Origin of the sequence: Amycolatopsis lexingtonensis (assembly GCF_014873755.1) — a bacterium.
Taxonomy (GTDB): domain Bacteria; phylum Actinomycetota; class Actinomycetes; order Mycobacteriales; family Pseudonocardiaceae; genus Amycolatopsis; species Amycolatopsis lexingtonensis.
This window is the reverse complement of sequence record NZ_JADBEG010000001.1, coordinates 7,194,895-7,214,972: the sequence shown is the minus strand read 5'-3', so window position 1 is coordinate 7,214,972 and position 20,078 is coordinate 7,194,895. Positions and strand designations below refer to the sequence as shown.

16 protein-coding genes and 1 tRNA gene are annotated in these 20,078 nt (G+C 71.4%); 13 read left to right on the top strand and 4 right to left on the bottom strand.

What is annotated here, in order from left to right:
* Positions 1-133: 133 nt before the first annotated feature.
* A complete protein-coding gene (locus H4696_RS33185; RefSeq protein WP_086858128.1) occupies positions 134-1,360 on the bottom strand; it encodes a DUF1707 domain-containing protein in 1,227 nt (408 codons plus the stop codon).
* A 125-nt stretch (positions 1,361-1,485) separates the two neighbouring features.
* Positions 1,486-2,778, bottom strand: coding sequence for an alginate O-acetyltransferase AlgX-related protein (locus tag H4696_RS33180; protein ID WP_192783095.1), 1,293 nt, complete (start codon positions 2,776-2,778; stop codon positions 1,486-1,488).
* A gap of 89 nt (positions 2,779-2,867) precedes the next feature.
* Between H4696_RS33180 and H4696_RS33175 the strand changes: the two genes are divergently transcribed.
* Both H4696_RS33175 and H4696_RS33170 read left to right on the top strand, forming a co-directional pair.
* Entirely contained in the window at positions 2,868-4,274 is a 1,407-nt protein-coding gene (locus H4696_RS33175) for an SAM-dependent methyltransferase (RefSeq protein ID WP_086858127.1), read from the top strand.
* A 10-nt stretch (positions 4,275-4,284) separates the two neighbouring features.
* Positions 4,285-7,464 carry a glycosyltransferase gene (locus tag H4696_RS33170; protein WP_086858126.1) on the top strand — a complete coding sequence of 1,060 codons (3,180 nt, stop codon included), beginning with the start codon at positions 4,285-4,287 and terminating at the stop codon, positions 7,462-7,464.
* Here the strand turns inward: H4696_RS33170 and H4696_RS33165 are convergent, their stop codons facing one another.
* Entirely contained in the window at positions 7,465-8,598 is a 1,134-nt protein-coding gene (locus tag H4696_RS33165; RefSeq protein ID WP_158104281.1) for a hypothetical protein, read from the bottom strand. It abuts the gene before it with no gap.
* Positions 8,599-8,812: 214 nt separating this feature from the next.
* Here H4696_RS33165 and H4696_RS33160 point away from each other — a divergent pair, with 214 nt between their 5' ends.
* The 5 genes from H4696_RS33160 (at position 8,813) to H4696_RS33140 (ending at position 12,718) form a co-directional block, all read left to right on the top strand.
* Positions 8,813-9,436, top strand: a complete 624-nt coding sequence (locus tag H4696_RS33160) for a hypothetical protein (protein ID WP_225955870.1) — start codon at positions 8,813-8,815, stop codon at positions 9,434-9,436.
* A gap of 68 nt (positions 9,437-9,504) precedes the next feature.
* Positions 9,505-11,022 carry a serine/threonine-protein kinase gene (locus H4696_RS33155; RefSeq protein ID WP_086858123.1) on the top strand — a complete coding sequence of 506 codons (1,518 nt, stop codon included), beginning with the start codon at positions 9,505-9,507 and terminating at the stop codon, positions 11,020-11,022.
* A gap of 374 nt (positions 11,023-11,396) precedes the next feature.
* On the top strand, positions 11,397-11,936 hold the full coding sequence (locus H4696_RS33150) for a DUF2716 domain-containing protein (protein WP_086858122.1): 540 nt from the start codon (positions 11,397-11,399) through the stop codon (positions 11,934-11,936).
* 21 nt (positions 11,937-11,957) lie between these two features.
* Positions 11,958-12,356, top strand: coding sequence for an immunity 7 family protein (locus tag H4696_RS33145; RefSeq protein WP_086858121.1), 399 nt, complete (start codon positions 11,958-11,960; stop codon positions 12,354-12,356).
* 68 nt (positions 12,357-12,424) lie between these two features.
* Positions 12,425-12,718, top strand: coding sequence for a YiaA/YiaB family inner membrane protein (locus H4696_RS33140; protein WP_086858120.1), 294 nt, complete (start codon positions 12,425-12,427; stop codon positions 12,716-12,718).
* Between the two features lie 89 nt (positions 12,719-12,807).
* Here the strand turns inward: H4696_RS33140 and H4696_RS33135 are convergent.
* Positions 12,808-12,880: transfer RNA gene (locus H4696_RS33135), tRNA-Gly, on the bottom strand.
* A 187-nt stretch (positions 12,881-13,067) separates the two neighbouring features.
* On the opposite strand from H4696_RS33135, the gene H4696_RS33130 reads away from it, so the two are divergent.
* From H4696_RS33130 to H4696_RS33105, 6 genes are all read left to right on the top strand, one after another.
* Positions 13,068-14,597, top strand: a complete 1,530-nt coding sequence (locus H4696_RS33130; RefSeq protein WP_086858119.1) for a sigma-70 family RNA polymerase sigma factor — start codon at positions 13,068-13,070, stop codon at positions 14,595-14,597.
* 103 nt (positions 14,598-14,700) lie between these two features.
* On the top strand, positions 14,701-15,141 hold the full coding sequence (locus H4696_RS33125) for a DUF983 domain-containing protein (RefSeq protein WP_086858118.1): 441 nt from the start codon (positions 14,701-14,703) through the stop codon (positions 15,139-15,141).
* Positions 15,142-15,180: 39 nt separating this feature from the next.
* Positions 15,181-16,041 (top strand): Fpg/Nei family DNA glycosylase, encoded by an 861-nt coding sequence (locus H4696_RS33120; protein ID WP_086858117.1) that lies wholly within the window; start codon positions 15,181-15,183, stop codon positions 16,039-16,041.
* 247 nt (positions 16,042-16,288) lie between these two features.
* Positions 16,289-17,614: a histidine kinase gene (locus tag H4696_RS33115; protein WP_086858116.1), complete on the top strand. Its 1,326-nt coding sequence runs from the start codon at positions 16,289-16,291 to the stop codon at positions 17,612-17,614.
* 20 nt (positions 17,615-17,634) lie between these two features.
* Positions 17,635-18,480 (top strand): S49 family peptidase, encoded by an 846-nt coding sequence (locus H4696_RS33110; protein WP_086858115.1) that lies wholly within the window; start codon positions 17,635-17,637, stop codon positions 18,478-18,480.
* Between the two features lie 158 nt (positions 18,481-18,638).
* Positions 18,639-20,024, top strand: coding sequence for a glycoside hydrolase family 16 protein (locus H4696_RS33105; protein ID WP_086858114.1), 1,386 nt, complete (start codon positions 18,639-18,641; stop codon positions 20,022-20,024).
* Positions 20,025-20,078: the final 54 nt, after the last annotated feature.

The window sequence follows — 20,078 nt, the reverse complement described above, 5'->3', positions numbered from 1 at the left end:
ACCACGGCGAGGACCGAGACCAAGCAGATCCAGATCACGGCGCCTCCTCTCCCGGCCGACTCTCTGCTCAAGAGGCGTCCGGGAGGGGGACCGCGTTCACCGACACGGCCGAACTCACCCGTTCGGGTCAGTGTCAGTTGTTGGTGCGCTCCGTCGGCGGAGCCTTCTGGACCTGCGCGGTCAGCAGCGTCTTGAACGAGTTGAGCGTCGCGTCCTTGGACGGGCCGAACGAGTCGATGATGATCACGCGGTTGTAGAGCACGTAGACCGCGCGGTAGACCTGCTGGTTCGCGTCCGCCGCCGAGAACACCTGGACGCCGTGCAGCGACAGGTTGCGGTTGACGGTCAGGCCGCCTTCCTGCTCCGCGTTGCCGTACTCGGCGGCCACCGCGGCGGCGGCCTGCGTGTTCGGCAGCTCCAGCGCGAACAGGCCCAGCGTGACGTCGCCGTCCTTGGTCGTCTTGAGCAGGCCTTCGGTCATGCCGCTCTGCTTGGCCTTCTCGATGACCGTCGTCGGCAGGTACTTGGCCGACTGCAGCTTGTCGAGGTCGAACTCGCCACCACCGGCGCGGGTCGTGCCCGCCGGGGTGACCAGCGCGGCGGAGTTGTCGGCCGGCTCCGGCTTGGCCGCGGGCGGCTCCGGGAGCGGCTTGACGGTCGGCGCGGGCGGCGGCTGCTGCTGGCTCGAGCTCTGCGCGACCGGCGGGTTCTGGCCACCGCCGTCCTTGATGAACAGCGCCCAGACGCCGAAGCCGAGGCCGGCCACCACGAGCACTGCGACGATCGCGAACGCGATCTTCTTGCCCTTGCCGGACGACGGCTGGGTCTGGAAGCTCTCCGGGCCCTGGCTGATCCAGTCGGCGTTGTTCGACGGCGCCAGCGGCGGGAACTCCGAACCGCCCCACGGCGGGCTGACGTCCTGCTGCTGCGCACCCCACGGGTTCTGCTGCTGCATCGGCTGGGCGAACCCGCCGGCGGGGGAGTGCTGGCTGTACTGCGGGGGCGGCTGCTGCTGCGGGAACCCGCCCGACGGCGAGTGGGGGTGCTGCTGCTGCCACTGCGGGACGACCTGGGTCCGCTCGCCACCGCCGGCGTCGGCCGCGGAGACGACCTGCGTCGCCTCGGCGGAGTTCTCCTGCGGCTGCGGCTGCGGCGGGGACACCGGCGGGATGATCTGGGTCTCGGCGGCGTTCCCGGCCGGCTGCGACTGCGCGGGCTGGGCGGGGGCCGCCGACTGGCTCTCGCCGGTCGAGACGGCCATGGACAGCACCCGGTCGCGCCGGGCCCGGTATTCGTCGGCCGTCAGGTTGCCTGCCGCGAGCTCCTCGTCAAGCCTGCGCAGCTCTTCCTGCCAGGTCACCCCGGTACCCCCTTGGGTATATCGCCTGCTGGTGCGAACCGGAGGTCCGCACGGAGTCATTGTGCACGGGTGTGCTCACCTGTTCGTCGCCCACCACCCCGTCGTTACCTCCGCGTGGTTCAGCGTCAGCGAGGGTGGGCGGCGAGCACCTGACCGAGCAGGTCGATCGTCTGGTCGCGCAGCAGCGCGGACGACCCGCCGATGACGCTCCGTTCGACCAGTTCGAAGGTCACGATGTCGCGGTCGGCGAACAGGCCGGCCATCTCCTGCGCGCTGCTCTGCGCGACCGTTTCGGCGTGCACGATGGTGACGTCCTGGCAGGTCGCGGCCAGGAACGGGCTGGCGAACTGGGTGAACGAGTCGGCGACGACCGCCGTGTTCGGAGCTATCGAACCCTTCGGCTTGGCGCCGTCCGGCTGGCTCAGGTGCAGCGGCGTCTTGAAGTCGCTCGCGATGTAGCGGGTCCGGTCGGCGCCGCCGTCGGTGGCGAGGCTGTACGTCGTCAGCGAGCGCTGCTCGTTCTTGCCGAGCACCCGGGCCAGGTCGGCGGGCCACGGCCGGACGCCGGTCGGCGCCGCCTGCCAGTTCGCCGTGCTGCCGGGCTGGATGGCCGCGCCCAGCGCGTACGTCATGACCAGGCCGCCGTCGAACGACCAGTGCGTGTCGTTGCGGTCGTACAGCGAATGCCCGACCCGCTTCTCGGCGTCGGCGAGCGCGGGCCGCAGGTCGATCGCGCCGGTCTCGCGCGGCACCCGGTTCCAGAACTCGGCGGTCCGCGCCTGCGCGCACGGCTTGCCGACGTAGGTGTCGGGCAGGTGCGACGGCTCTTCGCTGTACTTGTCCGGCGCGATGACCAGCTCGAACTTCCGCCCGGACCGCTCGACCACGCCCCGCAGCTTCCGCAGGGCGGCGACGACGTGGTCGGTGTCCATCACCGGGCGGCACCGCGCGTTGACGTCCTCGCCGAGGTACAGCCAGCCGTCCTTGCCCGGGAGCACGGTCGGGTAGACGTACCCCGGGACGTCGCCGGTGTTCGGGTGCCCCTGGTCGACGCCGACGGTGCCGCCGTCGTGGCTGGTGCCCTGGCCGGACCCGGGCGGGTCGCCGAAGACGCCGGTGCCGACGGCGTCGGCGGCCTGGACGCCGGCCTGGCGCAGCGGCAGGTGGTCGGTCGCCCAGCCGGACAGGCCGGTGAAGAACCCGAAGCCGTCGGACAGGCTCGGGAAGTCGCGCAGCGGCCGGTTCTCGAACGCGGCCGGCCGCACGCCGACCGCGGAGAGGAACAGCGGCGTGACGAAGAAGAAGGCCGCGCAGGCCAGCGCGGTGCGCTGGCGCTTGCTGTGCCGGGGCCGGTAGAGGTTGTGCTCCTTGGGCAGGAACGACTCCGGGGTCCTGGGCAGCAGTGGCGGCGTGGGCAACTGCGACGGAGGACGGGAGGACACGGCCGTATCCTAGCGCCGGGCCGGTGACAGGCGGCTCGGAACAGGTGAACCCGAGGGGACGTGCGATGAACGGTGGCCGAGGGCCGGGCTACGAGGCGCGGCTGGCCAGGGAGCGCGAAACCTTCGCCGGCCAGGAGGAGATCCACGGCAACCTGCCGCCGTCGGCGCACCGGTGGTCCAACCGGCACGTGCGCCCGAAGCTCGAAGCGCTCGGCGTGCCCGGCCTTGACGAGCTGATCGTCGGGCAGATCGCCGAACGCGCGAAGGCGCTTTCCCGCGACGCCGTCGTGCTGTCGCTGGGCAGCGGCAACGGCGACCAGGAGCTCGGCTGGCTGCGCGGCCTGACCGCCGCCGGCCTGGACAACGTCCGGCTGCGGCTGCTGGAGCTGAACCCCGAGATGCAGGCGCGCGCCGAGGCGTCGGCCCGCGAGCAGGGCGTTGCCGACCGCGTCGAGCTGATCACCGCCGACTTCAACACCTGGCGCGCCGACGCCGAGCACGACGTCGTCGTCGGGTTCCAGGCCCTGCACCACGTGCTGGACCTCGAACACCTCTACGGCCAGATCAAGCACAGCCTGACCGCGGACGGCGTCCTGGTCGTGCACGACATGATCGGCCGCAACGGGCACCGCCGGTGGCCCGAAGCGCACGAGGTCGTCGACCGGATCTGGGTGACTCTGCCGCCCGAACTGCGCCACAACTCGCTGACCGGGCGGACCGACGAGCGGTTCGAGGACGTCGACTGCGCCGCCGACGGGTTCGAGGGCATCCGCGCCCAGGACGTCCTGCCGGTGCTGCTCGACCACCTGCACCCGAGCCTGTTCCTGCCCTACGGCAACGTGATCGACCCGTTCGTCGACCGCATCTACGGCCACAACTTCGACATGGACAACCCCGCGCACGTGGCCCTGATCGACGAGATCGGCGTGCTCGACGACAACCTGCTCGACCTCGGGCTGGTCACCGGCACGCGGCTGACCGCGCTGTTCCACCCCACGCCGCAGCCGCTGCGGGTGCACGGCAACCGGACGCCCGAACGGTCGGTGCGCGACACCCGCGTCGTCGACCCCGCCGGCCGCGTCTCGTTCCGGCCCGGGGGCACCAACGGCGAACGGCTGGTGGGCGGCGCGGGACTCGTGACCGGGCGGATGAACGGCGTCGCGCACGACGACTGGGCGGCGCCGTCGGTCGAGTTCCCGCTGCTCACGACCGCCGCGGTCGAGGCCGTCGAACTCAAGACCTACCTGCCGGAAGACGCCACCGAGCACGGCAGCGTCACGGTGTCCGTGGACGGCGTCCCGGTCGCGAAGGCCGACGTCGGGGCCGGGCTGACCGAGCAGGTGCTGCCGGTCCGGCTGGACGCCCACCGGCAGGTGCGGCTCTCGCTCGACGCGGACTGGTCGATCACCGCCGGCCTGGGCGGCGACCGCCGCACACTGGCGTACGTCCTGGTCGGACTGAGCCTCCGCTAATCTGCCCGCCATGGGCAAGGGGACGAGCGGTGAGCGCCTGATCGAGTGGACCGGCGAGCGGTGCGTGCCGTGGACCGACGACCTCCAGGTGATCTACGAGCACTACCACCGCTACGCGTTCGCGAGCCGGTTCACCGCCGGCAAGCGCGTCCTCGACCTGGCCAGCGGCGAAGGCTACGGCGCCGCGCTGGTCGCCGGGTCGGCCGCCGAGGTCGTCGGGCTCGAGATCGACCCGCGGACCGTCGAGCACGCCAGGGCCCGCTACCCGCACGTCCGGTTCGAGGTCGGGTCGATCACCGACCCGGCCGCGCTCGACGGCGAGGTCTTCGACGTCATCACGTGCTTCGAGGCGATCGAGCACGTCGACGAGCAGGACCGGCTGATGGCGCTGGTCCGCAACCGGCTCGCGCCGGGCGGGGTGTTCCTCTGCAGCACCCCGGACATCGAGGTCTACTCGCACGACCACGGCAACGAGAACCCGTACCACGTGCACGAGCTGACCGAGTCGGCGTTCCGCTCGCTGCTGGCCGGCAGCTTCGAGCACGTCGTCGTGCTGCGGCAGAACGTCGCCGTCGGGTCGCTGATCCACGACAACGGCGCGGGTGCCGGCGCGGAGGTCTTCGCGCTCCAGCCCGACGACGCCGACGGCTGGGTCATCGAACCGGGCGCGCCCCACACGTACTTCGTCTCCGTCGCGTCGGCCGAGCCGCTCGACGTGCCCTCGACGTCGGCGCTGATCGACCCGAAGCTCACCCTCGTCGCGCGGGCCGCCGCCGAAGCGGGCCGCCTGCGTGACGGGCTGGGCCGCGCGGAAGCCGAGCGCGACCAGGCGACGGCGTCCGTCGCCCGGCTCACCGGAGAGCTGGCCGAGGTGACCGCGGCCGAGCAGCGAGCTTCGCGTGAGCGCGACGAGGCGCTCCGGCAGGCCGAGCGCGCCCGCGAGGACCGGCAGCGCGCCGCCGACGAGCTGAACCGCCTGCAGCGCAAGGCGGGTTACGACCGAGAACGCCTGGAGTGGCTCGCCAGCAACAACACCGGCCTGAGCGAGACCATCGGCAGGCTCGCCGCGGAGAACGAGAAGCTGCGCGCCGAGACGTCCGCGCTCGTCCAGCGCGCGATCGGGAAGTACCGCGGCACGATCGAGAAGTACGCGCCCCGCGGCACCCGCCGCCGCGACTTCTACGAGACGGCGCTCGGCCGCCCGGCCGGGGTGCTGCCCGGCGAGCCCGCCGGCGTCCCGGGTCCGGTCGCGGTGACCACCAGCGACCAGCCGATCGTCAGCGTCGTCATCCCGGTCTACGGCAACTGGAACTACACCCGCGGCTGCCTCGACTCGATCCAGCGGCACCTGCCCGCGACGCCGTTCGAGGTGATCGTCGTCGACGACAAGTCGCCGGACGACTCCGCCGACCGCGTCGCCGGCTGCGCGGGGGTCCGCCTGGTCCGCGCGCCGAAGAACCTGGGCTTCGTCGGCGCCTGCAACCTGGGCGCGGAGAACGCGCGCGGCGACTTCATCTTCTTCCTCAACAACGACACCGAGGTCAAGGCGGGCTGGCTGGACGAACTGGTCGCCGTCGTCGAGACGCGGCCGGACGTCGGGCTCGTCGGGTCCAAGCTGGTCTACCCGGACGGCCGCCTGCAGGAGTGCGGCGGCATCATCTGGGCCGACGGCACCGGCTGGAACTACGGCAGGCTGCAGAACCCGGACGCCCCCTGGTACCAGGCACTGCGCGACGTCGACTACTGCTCGGGCGCGGCGCTGCTCGTCCGCCGCGAGCTGTTCGAGCGCATCGGCGGCTTCGACCAGCGCTTCGCGCCCGCGTACTACGAAGACACCGACCTCGCGTTCGCCGTGCGGGCGGCCGGGTACCGGACGATGGTCCAGCCCGCGTCGGTCGTCGTGCACCACGAAGGCATCACCAACGGCACGGACGTCTCCTCCGGCGTGAAGCGCCACCAGGAGCTCAACCGCGGCGTCTTCGTCGACAAGTGGAGCGTCCAGCTGCGCGACCACTTCCCCGAGGCGAGCCCGCGCGCGGTCTGGGCCGGGCGGCAGCGCACGAAGGACGGCCACCGCGGCGGCACCGTGCTGGTCGCCGACCACCAGGTGCCGATGCCGGACAAGGATTCCGGCTCGGTCCGGATGTTCCGCATCCTCGAACTGCTCGTCGGCCTCGGCCAGCGTGTCGTGTTCATGCCGCTGAACAACGCGCTGCCGGAGCCGTACGCCGACGCGCTGTACCGCGCGGGCGTCACGGTGGTGGCCGGGCTCGGCGAACAGCTCGAGTTCCTGCGCGACGCCGGGGCCGACCTGAGCCTGGCCGTGCTGTCCCGCCCGCACGTGGCCTGGCAGCTGCTGGAGCAGGTCCGCGAGCACGCGCCCGACTGCGTCATCGCCTACGACACGGTCGACCTGCACTTCGTCCGGCTCAACCGGCAGGCCGACCTGGCCGCGCAGCTCGGCGAAACGCGCGAAGAGCTCACGCTGCGGCGACGCGCCGAAGTGCTGCGGGAGTCCGAACTCGGCCTCACCCGCGCCACCGACGTCACCTTCGTCGTGTCCGATGTGGAGCGTGCGCTGCTGCGCGAGCTGGTGCCGTCGGCGCGCGTCGAGGTGCTGTCCAACGTGCACCACGCCGACGGCTCGGTCGCGGTCCCCGAAGGCCGCTCCGGCGTGCTGTTCGTCGGCAGCTTCGACCACCTGCCCAACCGGGACGCGGCGCGCTGGCTGGCGGAGGAGATCATGCCGCTCGTGCGCCGCCGCCGTCCGGACGCGGTCGCGCAGATCGTCGGCAGCAACCCGCCGCAGGAGATGTTCGACCTGGAGCGCGACGGCGTCGTCGTCCGCGGCTGGGTCCCGAACCTCGACAGCGCTTACGGCGAGGCGCGGGTCGTCGTCGCGCCGCTGCGCTTCGGCGCCGGGGTGAAGGGGAAGCTGGGCGAGAGCCTCGGCTACGGCGTGCCCGTGGTCGCGACCCCGCTGGCCGCCGAGGGCATGCACCTGACGCACGGCCAGGACGTCCTCGTCGGCGCTTCGGCAGAGGAGCTCGCCGACGAGATCGTCACGCTGCTCGAGGACGACAAGCTGTGGCAGCGGCTGTCCGAAGAGGGCAAGACGGTGGTGGACCGCCTGTTCGGCGCCGACGTCGCCCGCCGCACGCTCACCGGGGTGCTCGAGCGGCGCGGCTGATCAGCTGGGCGGCAGCGCTTTCTTGAACACCGCGACGGCGTTGTCGAGGCTGGTCTTCAGCTCGTTCTTGTCCTTGTCGAACGGCTGCGACGCCCAGAGCACGATGGCGACCTTGCCCGAGGTGTACCAGGTGCCGTCCAGCCGCTGGTCGTCGTTGCGGCCGGTGACGGCGGCCGGGTCGGCGGCGATCGGGGCGAACCCGCCGGCCGCGGCGGCCTGGCGCAGGTAGCCGACGATCGCCTTCGCACCGTCGGCGTTCTCGGCCGGGATCGCGTAACCGAGGAACCCGGTGTCGCCGGCCGACGAAGCGCGGTACACGAGCTGCGTGACGCCGTGCTGCGAGAAGACCTGGGCGGCTTCCTTGGGGTACAGCTTCAGGTCGAGGCCGCGGGCCAGCGACATCGTCGAGCTCTCCGGGTGCTGAATCCCGGGCAGCGGCGGCACCTGGTCCTCCAGCTGCGGCTGCGTCGCGGCGGCGGGCGGCTGCGTCACGGACGGCGTGAACGACGAAAGGGCGCTGGGCGCCGGGTCTTCCTTGCCGAGCCACAGCGTCGCGCCGACGACCATGCCGACCACCACCAGCACGCCCAGCGCGATGAACGGCCAGGTCGGCCGGCCCGACGACGGCCCGTCGGTGTCCCACCGGTGCTTGCCCGCCGGGCCGTCCGGTTCGAGCTGCGGCGGGCGCGCTTCGCCGCCCGGCGGCGTGATCGGCGGGAACCGGCTGCCCGGCCCCTGCTCGGCCGGCCCGTCGACGCGCAGGTAGCGGGTCGGCGTGATGTCGGCCGGGCTCGGCGCGGTCGTCATGTGGTCGGGGATGGCGGGCACGTGGCTCGTCGAGACCGTCTTCGGCAGCCCGGTCCGCTGCCACGGCGGGGGCGGCAACGGCGCGGGCCGGGGCGACTCCATGCGCTGCGGCGGCGGCACCGGGTGGACGGGCGTGGGGTGGCTCGCGGGGTTCGCGCTCCGCCAGGTTTCACCCGGACGGCGTAGCGGCGAAGGCACCGGTGACGGCACCGTCGAACCGGAGGCCTGTGCGAGCAGCTCATCCCGCTGTTTGCGGTGGTCAGCGGGCTCGATGCGACCCTCGGCAAGCTCCGCGTCGAGACGGCGAAGCTCTTCCTGCCAGCTCATCCAAGGACCCCCATCCACCGTTCGGGGCATCAGTCTGGCACGCGCTGCCGACCTGCGAGGTTGCGGTTTGAGGTTGATCGGCAACGTAGCGCAAGTCGGCCGGTTTCGGGAGTCCCCTCCCGGGTCACCCGTCGAGCGGCCGAAAACTGTCGTACATATGTTCTAAAATTGGCGTTGTCCAGGGGAGATGCCGCCCGCGTCCGCGGGTGGCGTGATGGAGGAAGGCAGGGCCATGGCCTACATCACCCTGTCCACGTTCGTGGGCTACAGCGCGAGTTCCGGTCCGTCGCGGTCGTCGTTCGTCCGGCGGCAGCGGAGGCAGTACGAAGACCCGGCGCGAGCGGCGTTCAACTACTACCGGCGGGCGGCCAACGCGGTGCGGTCCGGCCGGGCGGCGAACCAGGACGAGGTGGCGCTGCGCGCGCTCGTCAACGCCGCCGACGACCGGACGAAGCCGCACTACGCGGCGATAGCCGACGGCTGGCTGCGGTACCTCGGCCGGAAGACACCGAAGCTGGTGGAGGTCGGCCGCGGCCGCTGCCGGATCGGCGAGCTGGAGATCGGCGTCAGCCCGCAGATGGGGCTGCGCAAAAGCGACGGCCGCCGGTTCGCGACCTGGCTCTACTTCAAGGAGGAGCCGTTGACGAAGTCCTCGGCACAGCTCGCGCTGTGGGTGCTGGAGCAGGCGATGCCCGACGTCCTGCCGGGCGGCGAGGCGCTGGTGATCGACGTCCGCCGAGCGAAGGAGTACCAGTTGTCCGCACGTGATCGTGAGCGGCTGAAGCCCTGGGCGCGCAGCGAGGCCTCGGCGTTCCTCACCCTCTGGGACGCCGCCTGAGCCAGGGGAGGCGCCGGGCTTCCCGGCGCCTCCCCTAGCATCGGCCCCCGAGCTTTCAGGGGGCGACGATGAGACTGGTCGCGGGGCGGTACGCGATCTCGGCCGAGCTCGGCCGCGGCGGGATGGGCGTGGTCTGGCGCGCGGAAGACCAGGTGCTCGGGCGCCCGGTCGCGCTGAAGGAACTGGCCACCCCGCCGGGCACCAGCCTCGACCGCGTCATGCGGGAAGCCCGGACGGCGGGGCGGCTCAACGACCCCGGCGTCGTCACGGTGTACGACGTCGTCAGCGAGCAGGGCGCCACGTTCATCGTGATGGAGCTCGTCGTCGCGCCCACGCTCGCCGACGTCGTGGGCCGCGAAGGGGCGCTGGCGAACGACCGCGTCGCCGCACTCGGCCTGCAGGTGCTCAGCGCGCTCGAAAGCGCGCACCGGGCCGGCATCGTGCACCGGGACGTCAAGCCCAGCAACATCATGGTGCTGCCCGGCGACCGCGTGAAGCTCGCCGACTTCGGCATCGCGCGGGCGATGGACGACCCGGGCCTGACCCAGACCGGCGGTGTCATGGGGTCGCCCGGCTACATGGCGCCCGAGCTGTTCGCGGGTGCGGGCCCGGCGCCCGCGTCGGACCTCTGGTCGCTCGGCGCGACGCTGTTCCACGCCGCGGAAGGCCGCGCGCCCTTCCAGCGCACCACCACGGCCGCGACGCTGCACGCGATCATGTACGACCAGCCGGTGCTGGAGCGTTGCCGCGGCCCGCTCGCCGACGCCGTCCGCGGCCTGCTCACCCAGTCCACTTCGGACCGGCTGACCGCGTCGGGTGTGCGTGGGCTGCTGGAAACCGCGCGCACGGCGATCACCGACTCGCCGACGCAGGCGGTCGACCCGGCGGCGCTGCCGACGGTCGTCTTCGAGCCGGTGACCGCGAAGGTGGCCGCGCCCTCACCGACCACAGTGGACTGGAACCGCCCGCGCAAGAAGCGGCTCCCACTGGTGCTGGCCGGCGTCGCGGCGGCCGTGGTCGCCGCGCTCGGCGCGATCTTCCTCCTCAAGCCAAGCACGCCGACGCCGGTGGCGGTGGGCGCGACCGCGGCGCCGACGTCGACGCCGGCGCCGACGAAGACCGCGTCGCCCAGCCACAAGAAGCCCCCGGCCACGAGCGCGTCCGCGACACCCCCGCCGACCTCGAGCACCGCGGGCAAGCCCGACCCGGCGAAGGTGCCGCTGATCCGCTTCCACCACCCCGATGGCGGCCACTTCAGCGGCACGAAGAAGGTCGGCCCGCCGGCCGGCTTCACCAAGGAGGGCGTCTTCGGCTCCCTCGTCGCGACGGCCGAGCCGGGGACGCGGAAGCTCTTCGCCTGCAAGGTGAAGGACCAGAAGGACTGGTTCACCTCACCCGACCAGAGCGGCAAGTGCGAAGGCCAGCAGGCCCTCGGCCTGCTGGGGTACATCTACGCCGACCCGCCGTCCGGTGCGAGTTCGCGGGCGCTCTACCGCTGCAACGCGGGCGCGAGCCACTTCGACTCCCTCGACGCCGGCTGCGAAGGCAAGAAGAAGGAGTTCCTGATGGGCTACCTGGTCCTCTGAAGCAGCACCTCGGCGACGAGTTCGGGCCGCGGCTCGGCCTCGCACCTCGGCGGCACGGCCGCTGAGCTGCGCAAACCGTACGGTGACAGGCGGTCCGTAGTCGCTGCACCACGACGCGCCATCCCGGACGATGCGCATGGTGACAACCTGACAGACTCCACCCGGTCGAGTGACACAGCTCGCGGCGGGCGGACCCGGACTGGACAAACCGAGAGTCGAACACGAAGCTTTCGCGTGTTCTTCCGTGCCTGGCCAACTTCGAGGTCGTACTGTGCCGTCGGTTTACCAGTCCGACGGCAGTCACGGCGGAAACTGTCGCCTCGCGCGGATTGGCTGCGGACCGTGTCCGCCTACTTTTGGTCGGATTGGTAAAAGTGAATGCTGCCTGGGAAGCCCTCTCCCGCGTCGCCGACGAGCCCGCCTGGTACTGGGTGTACGACAAGCTGGCGTTCTGGCCGAGCACCTACGCCCACGCCTGGCCGGGCTTCCGCGAGCCGGCGCCGTCCCGCACCTGGGACCTCTCACCCGGTGACCTGGACCGCGCCTCCGCCGAGTTCCGCCTCGGTCCGTACGCGGTCGAGGAGCACCAGGTGGCCGCCATCGCACTGGCCGCGTTCCGCGAGGTCTGCGGCCCGGACGACTGGCTGTGGGCCCTGCACTGGCAGCACCAGTCCTACCGCGTCCGCCCGCTCCTGATGACCGAAGGCGCCCGCTGGCCGGTGCCGGTGTTCCCGCGCGCGGACTACCACCTTTTCCTGGCGTCCGACTTCTCGTTCGGCACGCTCGGCCACCCGTGGGAGCGCACGCTCTGCGTCTTCGGCGAGAAGCTGGTGCCGGCGTTCGAGCGCCACGGCGAAGGCGTGCTGACCAACGTCCTGCGCCGCGACGGAAAGCCGTCCGCACTGGCCCGCTGAGCTCTTGCTACCGTTCTCCGGGTGTTCGAATTCCACGGCTGGGTGACCATCCAGGCGACCGCGAGCGGCGACGACGACGCGGCCCTCCTGGAGCGCCTGGTCGACCGCGTTCACCGCGCTATCCGCGACGCGGGCGACTTCGACCTGATCGACCTCCGCTGGAGCGCGGGCATGCCCATGCTCCACATCGCGGGCTTCGACAAGCACGGCGGCCGCGGCCTGGAACTCCTCGACCTCTTCACGCGGGTCGGCGAACTCGCCGCGGGCTCGTACGGCCTGCTCCACGTCTGGGACGACCAGGACACCGAGCACGACAACGAGTTCCGCGTCTACCGCATGGCCCGCGGCCAGGTGACCGAACGCGAAGACCCCCACCTGACCCCGGTCGCCCCGACGGTCCTGGACGTCTACGAGCTGTAGCCGCATCGCAACCGCGGCTGAGTAGTACTGCTCAAGACGTCGCGGCCGCCGGACGAGACCGTGGTCACATGACCAAATCCGGCACCACGTCCCCCACCACGACGGCCTTCTACCTCCAGGCGGCGCTCTCCTTCGGCCTGGCGCTGGCGGCGGTCGCCGGCGGGATCGCGTACCTCCCGGTCGACGGCTGGGTCCGCGGCTTCCTCGCCCTCGGCATGCTCTACCTGGTCACCTCGACGTTCACGCTGGCGAAGTGCGTCCGGGACAGACAGGAGGAGACCTCCGTGGTCTCGCGCGTCGACCAGGCCCGGCTCGACAAGCTCCTCGCCGAGCACGACCCCTACAAAACCCCCGCGGTGTGAACCCCGACGGACGCCTGTGACAGCGATCACGCCCCCCGAAAGACTGAAGGCCGCCTCCCGGGCGAACCGGGAGACGGCCTTCGATCTTGAGCGGATGACGGGATTCGAACCCGCGACCCTCACCTTGGCAAGGTGATGCGCTACCAGCTGCGCTACATCCGCACTGCCTTGCTGATGGGAAGACTCTATACCCACCCTTCGGTGGGCCGAACGCCGGGTCCCCCCGTGCCCTGACCCGGTGCTTCGGTGTCACAGCTGGCGTACAAGGGGTGACGACGGCTGATTCCCTCCGTATGGTGTCCCCATTCGACCGAATGGGGAGACCTTCGGGGAGGAGGTGCCGGGCCGGATGACCGAGCTGGGCACGGTGCCGCCACCAGCGGCCTCGGAATCCGACGAGCAGGCACTGCTGCAACGGCTCCGCAACGGCGAGGACGCCGCGTTCGGGGAGCTGTTCGAGCTGCACGCCGCCGCCGTCCGCCGGCTCGCGCAGAGCCTGGCCGCCGACCGGTCCGAGGCCGAGGACATCACCGCGGAGACGTTCTTCCGCGTGCTGCAGGCCCTCCGCCGCGGCGCCGGTCCCCGCGACTACGTCCGCGCCTACCTGCTCACTGTCGCCCGCCGCGTTTCGTGGGAGTGGCACGGGGCCCGCCGGGACGTCCCGGTCTCCGACGACGAACTCACCTTCCGCGCCGGGGCGGGCGCCGACACGCACGCCCGCACCGCGGAGCACACGCTGATCACCACCGCGTTCACCAGCCTCCCGGAGCGCTGGCGAACGGTGCTGTGGCAGACCGAGGTCGAGGGCGAGCAGCCCGCCATGGTCGCGCCGCACTTCGGGCTGAGCGCGAACGCCACCGCGGCGCTCGCCCGCCGGGCGCGCCAGGGGCTGCGCGCGGCGTACCTGCAGGCCCACCTTTCGGTGAACCGCGGGCCGGACTCGTGCCGCGCGGTCGTCGAAAAGCTCGGCGGGTTCACCGCGGGCAGCGTCACCGGCGCCGAGGCCGAGCGGATCAAGGCGCACCTGCACGGCTGCGCGTCGTGCCGCGCCACCCAGGACGAGCTCCGCGACGTCTGTTCGTCGCTGCGCGCGCACGCCGGCGTGCTGGTGCTGTTGGTGCCCGCCGCCGCGTCGGTGGGTGGCAGCGGGGTGCTGGCCGGGCTCGGCACGACGATCAAGGGCGTCCTGGTCGGCTCGAAGGTCAAGATCGGGCTCGCGCTGGCGTCGACCGCCGCCGTGGGCGCGGTCGGGGTCGCGGCCGGTCCGGTGCTGTTCGGGTCGACGCCGGTCCAGGACGTCGGGCTGACCGGTGGCGCGCCTGAGCTCGTGGTGGTGCCGCCGACCGAGACGCACCACCAGCCGCCGCCGCAGCCGCAGCCCGATCCCCGGATCGGCATCGGCGTGCTCAACGGCCGCGGCACCGGGGTGGCCGTGCCGATCCGGCCGCGGGCCGGCGCCGGGCAGCTCGGCGCGAACGAGGTGCCGTACGTGCCCGCGGGCGACGTCCCGGCCGGGGAAGTGGGCGGCAGCGGCGGCGGTGACGGGCTGACGCCGCGCGATGACATCACGTCCTCGACCTTCAGCTCGCCCGACCACCCGGCGACTTCGCCGCGGCTCGACACGACGACGACCCCGAACCTGACGATGACCACCGAGTCGAGCGACTCGCCGGAGAGCGCCGACGCACCCGAGCTGTCGCCGACCGACGGATCGACGGAGGCGAAGGGCAGGCCGACGGACAGCAGCACGACCGGCACGGCCGAACCGACGACGACGGTGACGCCGACGTCCGGAAAACCGTGCCCGAGCAGCACGTCCGAAGTCACTGGTTCGAGCGAATCCGCGGAACCGACGTCGACCGGCTCCGAACAGCAGTGATCCACTTCGCCGGGTGGGATGTCCGATTCCTCCCTCGCGCGTTCGCGGCCGCGCACGGTACCGTTGTGCTGCTCACCCTGCGGGCGGCCCTGGAGGCAACTGAATGAACCGGCTGGTGCGCGGCGAAGACGGCCGCGACTGGGTGGTCCGTGCCCAGATGGAATGGCGTGCCCCGGCGACGGCCGACGACTTCGAGCACGACGTCGCGGGCAGCTACGGCCCCGGCATCGCGATGATCGTGGTGACCGCGCTGCTGGCCGTCATCCTCGTCGTGTGGACGCCGGACCAGGTCAACATCCCCGCGTGGGTGCTGCTCGCGCTGCTGCTCGTCATCCTGTTCTTCCCCCTGCGGTGGATCCTGCGCCGGCCGTGGACGGTGGTCGCGGAGACCGAGGGCGACGTCACCGGCGACCGGCCGTCCGAGCGCTGGGTCGGCACCATCCGCGGCATGTTCACCGTGCAGGGCGAGGTCAAGAAGATCTCCAAGACCATCCAGCGGCACTCGCTGCCGGACTTCGACGGGCCGCTGCACCCCGTCGAATAGCCAGTACCGGAATTCGGCCGAAGGGGTGAAACTGGGGACATGCCCGAGCTACCCGAGGTCGAAGCGCTGGCCCACCACCTGCGCGAGAACGCGGTCGGCCAGACGATCTTCCGCATCGATGTCGCATCGCTGAGCGTGCTGAAGACGGCGACCCCGCCGTGGACCGACATGCACGGCCGCGAGATCACCGGCGCGACCCGCCACGGGAAGCACCTCGACGTCGTCGCGGGCGACCTGCACCTCGTCGTGCACCTCGCCCGCGCGGGCTGGCTGCGCTGGTCCGACGGCCTCGCCGCGGCGCCGCTGAAGCCGGGCAAGGGTCCGATCTCGCTGCGCGTGCACCTCGAGTCCGCGACCGGGCCCGGGTTCGACCTCACCGAAGCGGGCACGAAGAAGGGCCTCGCGGTGTGGATCGTCAAGGACCCCCAGGAGATCGCGAGCGTGGCCCGCCTCGGCCCGGACGCCCTCTCCCTGGACGCGACGCAGCTGCGTGAGCTGTTCGCCGGCAAGAACACCCGCTTGAAGTGGGCGCTCACCGACCAGTCGCTCATCGCCGGGATCGGCAACGCCTACTCCGACGAGATCATGCACCGCGCGAAGCTCTCGCCGTACGCGACGATCGGCAAGCTCGACGACGGCGCGCTGGAGACCCTCGCCGAAGCGATCGTCGAAATCGAGTCCGACGCCGTCAAGCGCTCGGTCGGCCAGAAGGCCGCGCGGCTGAAGGGCGAGAAGCGCTCGGGCCTGCGGGTCCACGCGCGGACCGGCCTGCCGTGCCCGGTCTGCGGCGACACGATCCGCGAGATCTCCTTCGCCGACAAGTCGTTCCAGTACTGCCCGACCTGCCAGACCGGCGGCAAGCCGCTCGCCGACCGCCGCATGTCGCGGCTCCTCAAGTAGCAGATTCGCCCGTTCGGCCGCACGTGCTGCGCCGGGCGTCGCCGAGCGCGGGGCCGGCGGCAGCGAAACCGCGTCCTTCCTGCGGCTTTCGCCGGAAGGGGTGGAACAGGCGACCCCTCCCGCGTGTTGCGCATAGTGACCGCGAGGGCCCGGATCCGACTCTCGGTAGGGTCCCTTCAACCCTCGGTCATCACAGTTGGACAGAAAGTGGGAACAGGCCTTGCACCCGGTTGGTCGAGCGCAGAGCATGGACGCCGTGTCCGGGTTTCCGCTTGCGCAGATCGTTCCGTGGAGTGTCGCGGTGCTGCTCGGCATCGTGGTGATCGTGCTGCTCGTGAAACAGCGCAAGCCGGCCAGCGTGGTCGAAGACGCGATGCTGCAGGCCGTCCACCGGATGTCGAAGGCCGCCCCGAACCTCCGCTCCGGCCTGGACGAGGACGCCGCCGACAAGATCACCACGCAGCTGCTGCAGATGCTCGACTGCGTCGCCGTCGGCATCACCGACAGCGAAGGCACACTGCTGTCCTGGGACGGCGAAGCGAACGAGCACTACGTCGACCTCGTCGACGCCATCGGCGCCGCCATCCGCAAGCACCGCCGCGAGGTCGTCGCGCACGACCGGATGCCGTGCAACCACCGCGGCACCTGCCGGATGAAGACCGCGGTCATCGTGCCGCTGCTGGTCGAGGGCGAGACCGAGGCGGCGCTGATCGTCGTCGGCCGCACCCGCGGGCGCCTGGTGCAGATGGCCGACGCGGTCGCGCAGTTCGTCTGCACGCAGTTCGAGCTGTCCCGGCTCGACGAGTCGAAGCAGCAGCTCCAGCAGGCCGAGATCAAGGCGCTGCGCGCGCAGATCTCGCCGCACTTCGTCTACAACGCGCTGAACACGATCTCCGCACTGATCCGCACGGACCCCGAAGAGGCGCGAGAGCTGCTTCAGGACTTCGCCGACTTCACGCGCTACTCGTTCCGCTCGTCGGGCATGTTCACCTCGCTCGCCGAGGAGCTGCGCAACATCGACCGCTACCTGACCATCGAGAACGCCCGCTTCGGCGGCCGGCTCGAGGTGCGGATGAAGATCGCGCCCGAGGTGCTCAGCGTCGTCGTGCCGTTCCTGATCATCCAGCCGCTGGTGGAGAACGCGGTCAAGCACGGCCTGGCCAGCAAGCCCAGCGGCGGCTGCGTCACGGTCATCGCGCAGGACCACGGCACCGAGGCGCTGATCAGCGTCGAGGACGACGGCATCGGCATGGACCCGCGGCGGCTCAACGACGTCAAGAACGCGCACAGCACCGGCGCGCACGTCGGGCTCGGCAACATCAGTCAGCGCATGCAGCAGGTCTTCGGCAACGACTACGCGGTGATGGTCGAGACCGCGCCCGGCGCCGGCATGAAGGTGACGCTGCGGGTGCCGAAGTTCGTCCCCGGCGTCCGCCCGAACATGCCGGACTACAGCTCCGAAAACGACACCGCGCCGGCTGACGTCCCACAGCAGAGCGGTCGGGCCCAGCTGAACGGCGCCGACGTCAGCGGGGTGAACGGCTCACGCTCCGGCGTCCTCCCCATGGGCTGAGTCCCGGCTAGCCTGGCTGCATGAGCGTGACGAACAAACTGGCTTCGCGGATCCCGGCGCTCGCCGACCGGGTCGAGCGCAAGGACGTCGTGGCCGTGGTGAAGCTGCACGGCGTGATCACCCCGTCGCCGTCCCCGCTGGCCAGGGGCGCGATCAACCTGAGCGCGGTCGAATCGGCCCTGACCAGGGCGTTCGGCCACGACCGGCTGAAGGCGGTCGCGCTGCTGGTGAACTCACCCGGCGGCGCGCCGACGCAGTCCGGCCTGGTCGCCGAGCGCATCCGGCAGCTGGCCGACGAGAAGCAGGTCCCGGTGCTGGCGTTCTGCGAAGACGTCGCCGCGTCCGGCGGCTACTGGCTGGCCTGCGCGGCCGACGAGATCTACGCCCACCGCACGTCCATGGTCGGCTCGATCGGCGTGATCAGCGGCGGCTTCGGCTTCACGGGCCTGCTGGAACGCTTCGGCATCGAGCGCCGCCTGCACACGGCGGGCGCCAACAAGTCGCGCCTCGACCCCTTCTCGCCGGAGAAGCCGGAAGACGTCGAGTGGCTGAAGAAGATGCACACCCAGCTCCACGACCTGTTCGTCGGCTGGGTCAAGGAACGCCGCGGCGACCGCCTGACCGACGCCGAGGATCTCTTCACCGGCGACGTCTGGCTCGGCGCGAAGGCGCACGAACTCGGCCTGATCGACGGCCTCGGCAGCCTCCGCCAGATCGTCACCGAGCGCTTCCCGGACGCCGAAATCTCGGTGGCCGAGCCCAAGCGCCCCCTCCTGGCCCGCCTCGGCATCGGGGCCCCGGCCGCGGCTTCGGCGGTGCTGGACGCGGTGACCCAGAAAGCGGCGTGGTCCCGCTTCGGCCTCTGAACCCGGGTGTCCGGTTTGAGTACTTCCGGGCAGACTTTGTGACCTGCATCACCCTTCCCCGGTAACGCCTCTGGATCCGGGGTGGGGTGTCAGGTCTCCTTGTCGACGGGCTTTGTTGCGATCGGCAACAAATCCGGACGACGAGGAGGTCGTACCCGATGCCCCACTCCCGAAGACTCGCCATCGGTGCCGCGTTCGGCGCCGCGCTCATCGCCATCCCGCTGACCATGCCCGCCGCGGCGTCGATCCCGCCGCCCGACTCGGGCTGGACCACGGTTTTCGCCGACGACTTCACCGGCGGCTCCGGCGCCCTCCCCGCGAGCGCGAACTGGATCATCGACAACGGCCACAGCTACCCCGGCGGCCCCGCCAACTGGGGCACCGGCGAGATCCAGAACTACACCGCCAACTCCGGCAACGTCTCCCTCGACGGCGGCGGCAACCTCCGCATCACGCCGCTGCGCGACGGGTCGGGCAACTGGACGTCGGCGCGCATCGAAACCCAGCGCGCGGACTTCAAGCCGCCGGCGGGCGGGGTCATGCGGATCGAAAGCCGGATCCAGATGCCGAACGTCACCGGCTCGGCCGCGCTCGGGTACTGGCCCGCGTTCTGGGCGCTCGGCGGTCCCTACCGCGGCAACTGGTGGAACTGGCCCGCGATCGGCGAGTTCGACATCATGGAGAACGTCAACGGGATCAACTCCGTCTGGGGTGTCCTGCACTGCGGCGTCAACCCGGGCGGCCCGTGCAACGAAACGACCGGCCTGCCCGCCAACCGGGCGTGCCCGGGCAGCAGCTGCCAGTCGGCCTTCCACACCTACCGCTTCGAATGGGACGCGAGCACCAGCCCGCAGGTGTTCCGCTGGTTCGTCGACGGCCAGCAGTTCCACTCGGTGAGCCAGAACCAGGTCGACGCCACGACCTGGGCGAACATGACCACCCACCAGGGCTACTTCGTGTTGCTGAACGTCGCCATCGGCGGCGCGTTCCCGAACAACAACTCCGGCACCACCACGCCGGGGCCGGGGATCGTGCCCGGCCACCCGATGGTCGTCGACTACGTCACCGTCACCACCCGCGGCGGCGGTGGCGGCACGACGACCCCGCCGACCACCACGCCGCCCGGCGGTGGGACCAGCGCGTACAGCACCATCCAGGCCGAGTCCTTCAGCCAGCAGTCCGGGCTGATCACCGAGGCCACCACGGACAGCGGGGGCGGCCAGGACATCGGCGCGCTGGCCAACGGCGACTGGGCCCTGTACCCGAACGTCGACTTCGGCAGCAGCGCGGCGACCAACTTCCAGGCGCGGGTGGCGTCCGGCGCCGCGAACGGGGTCAGCGGGCTGGTGGAAGTGCGGCTCGACAGCCGGTCCAACGCGCCGATCGGCAGCTTCGCCGTGGGCAACACCGGCGGCTGGCAGAGCTGGCGGACCGTCCCGGCGAACATCAGCGCGGTGACCGGCGTGCACAACGTGTACCTCACGTTCACGAGCGGCCAGCCCGCGGATTTCGTGAACCTCAACTGGTTCACGTTCGTGCACTGAGACAGGAAGGGCCCGCGGACGGCGGAACCCCGTCCGCGGGTCGCCGCACTTCAG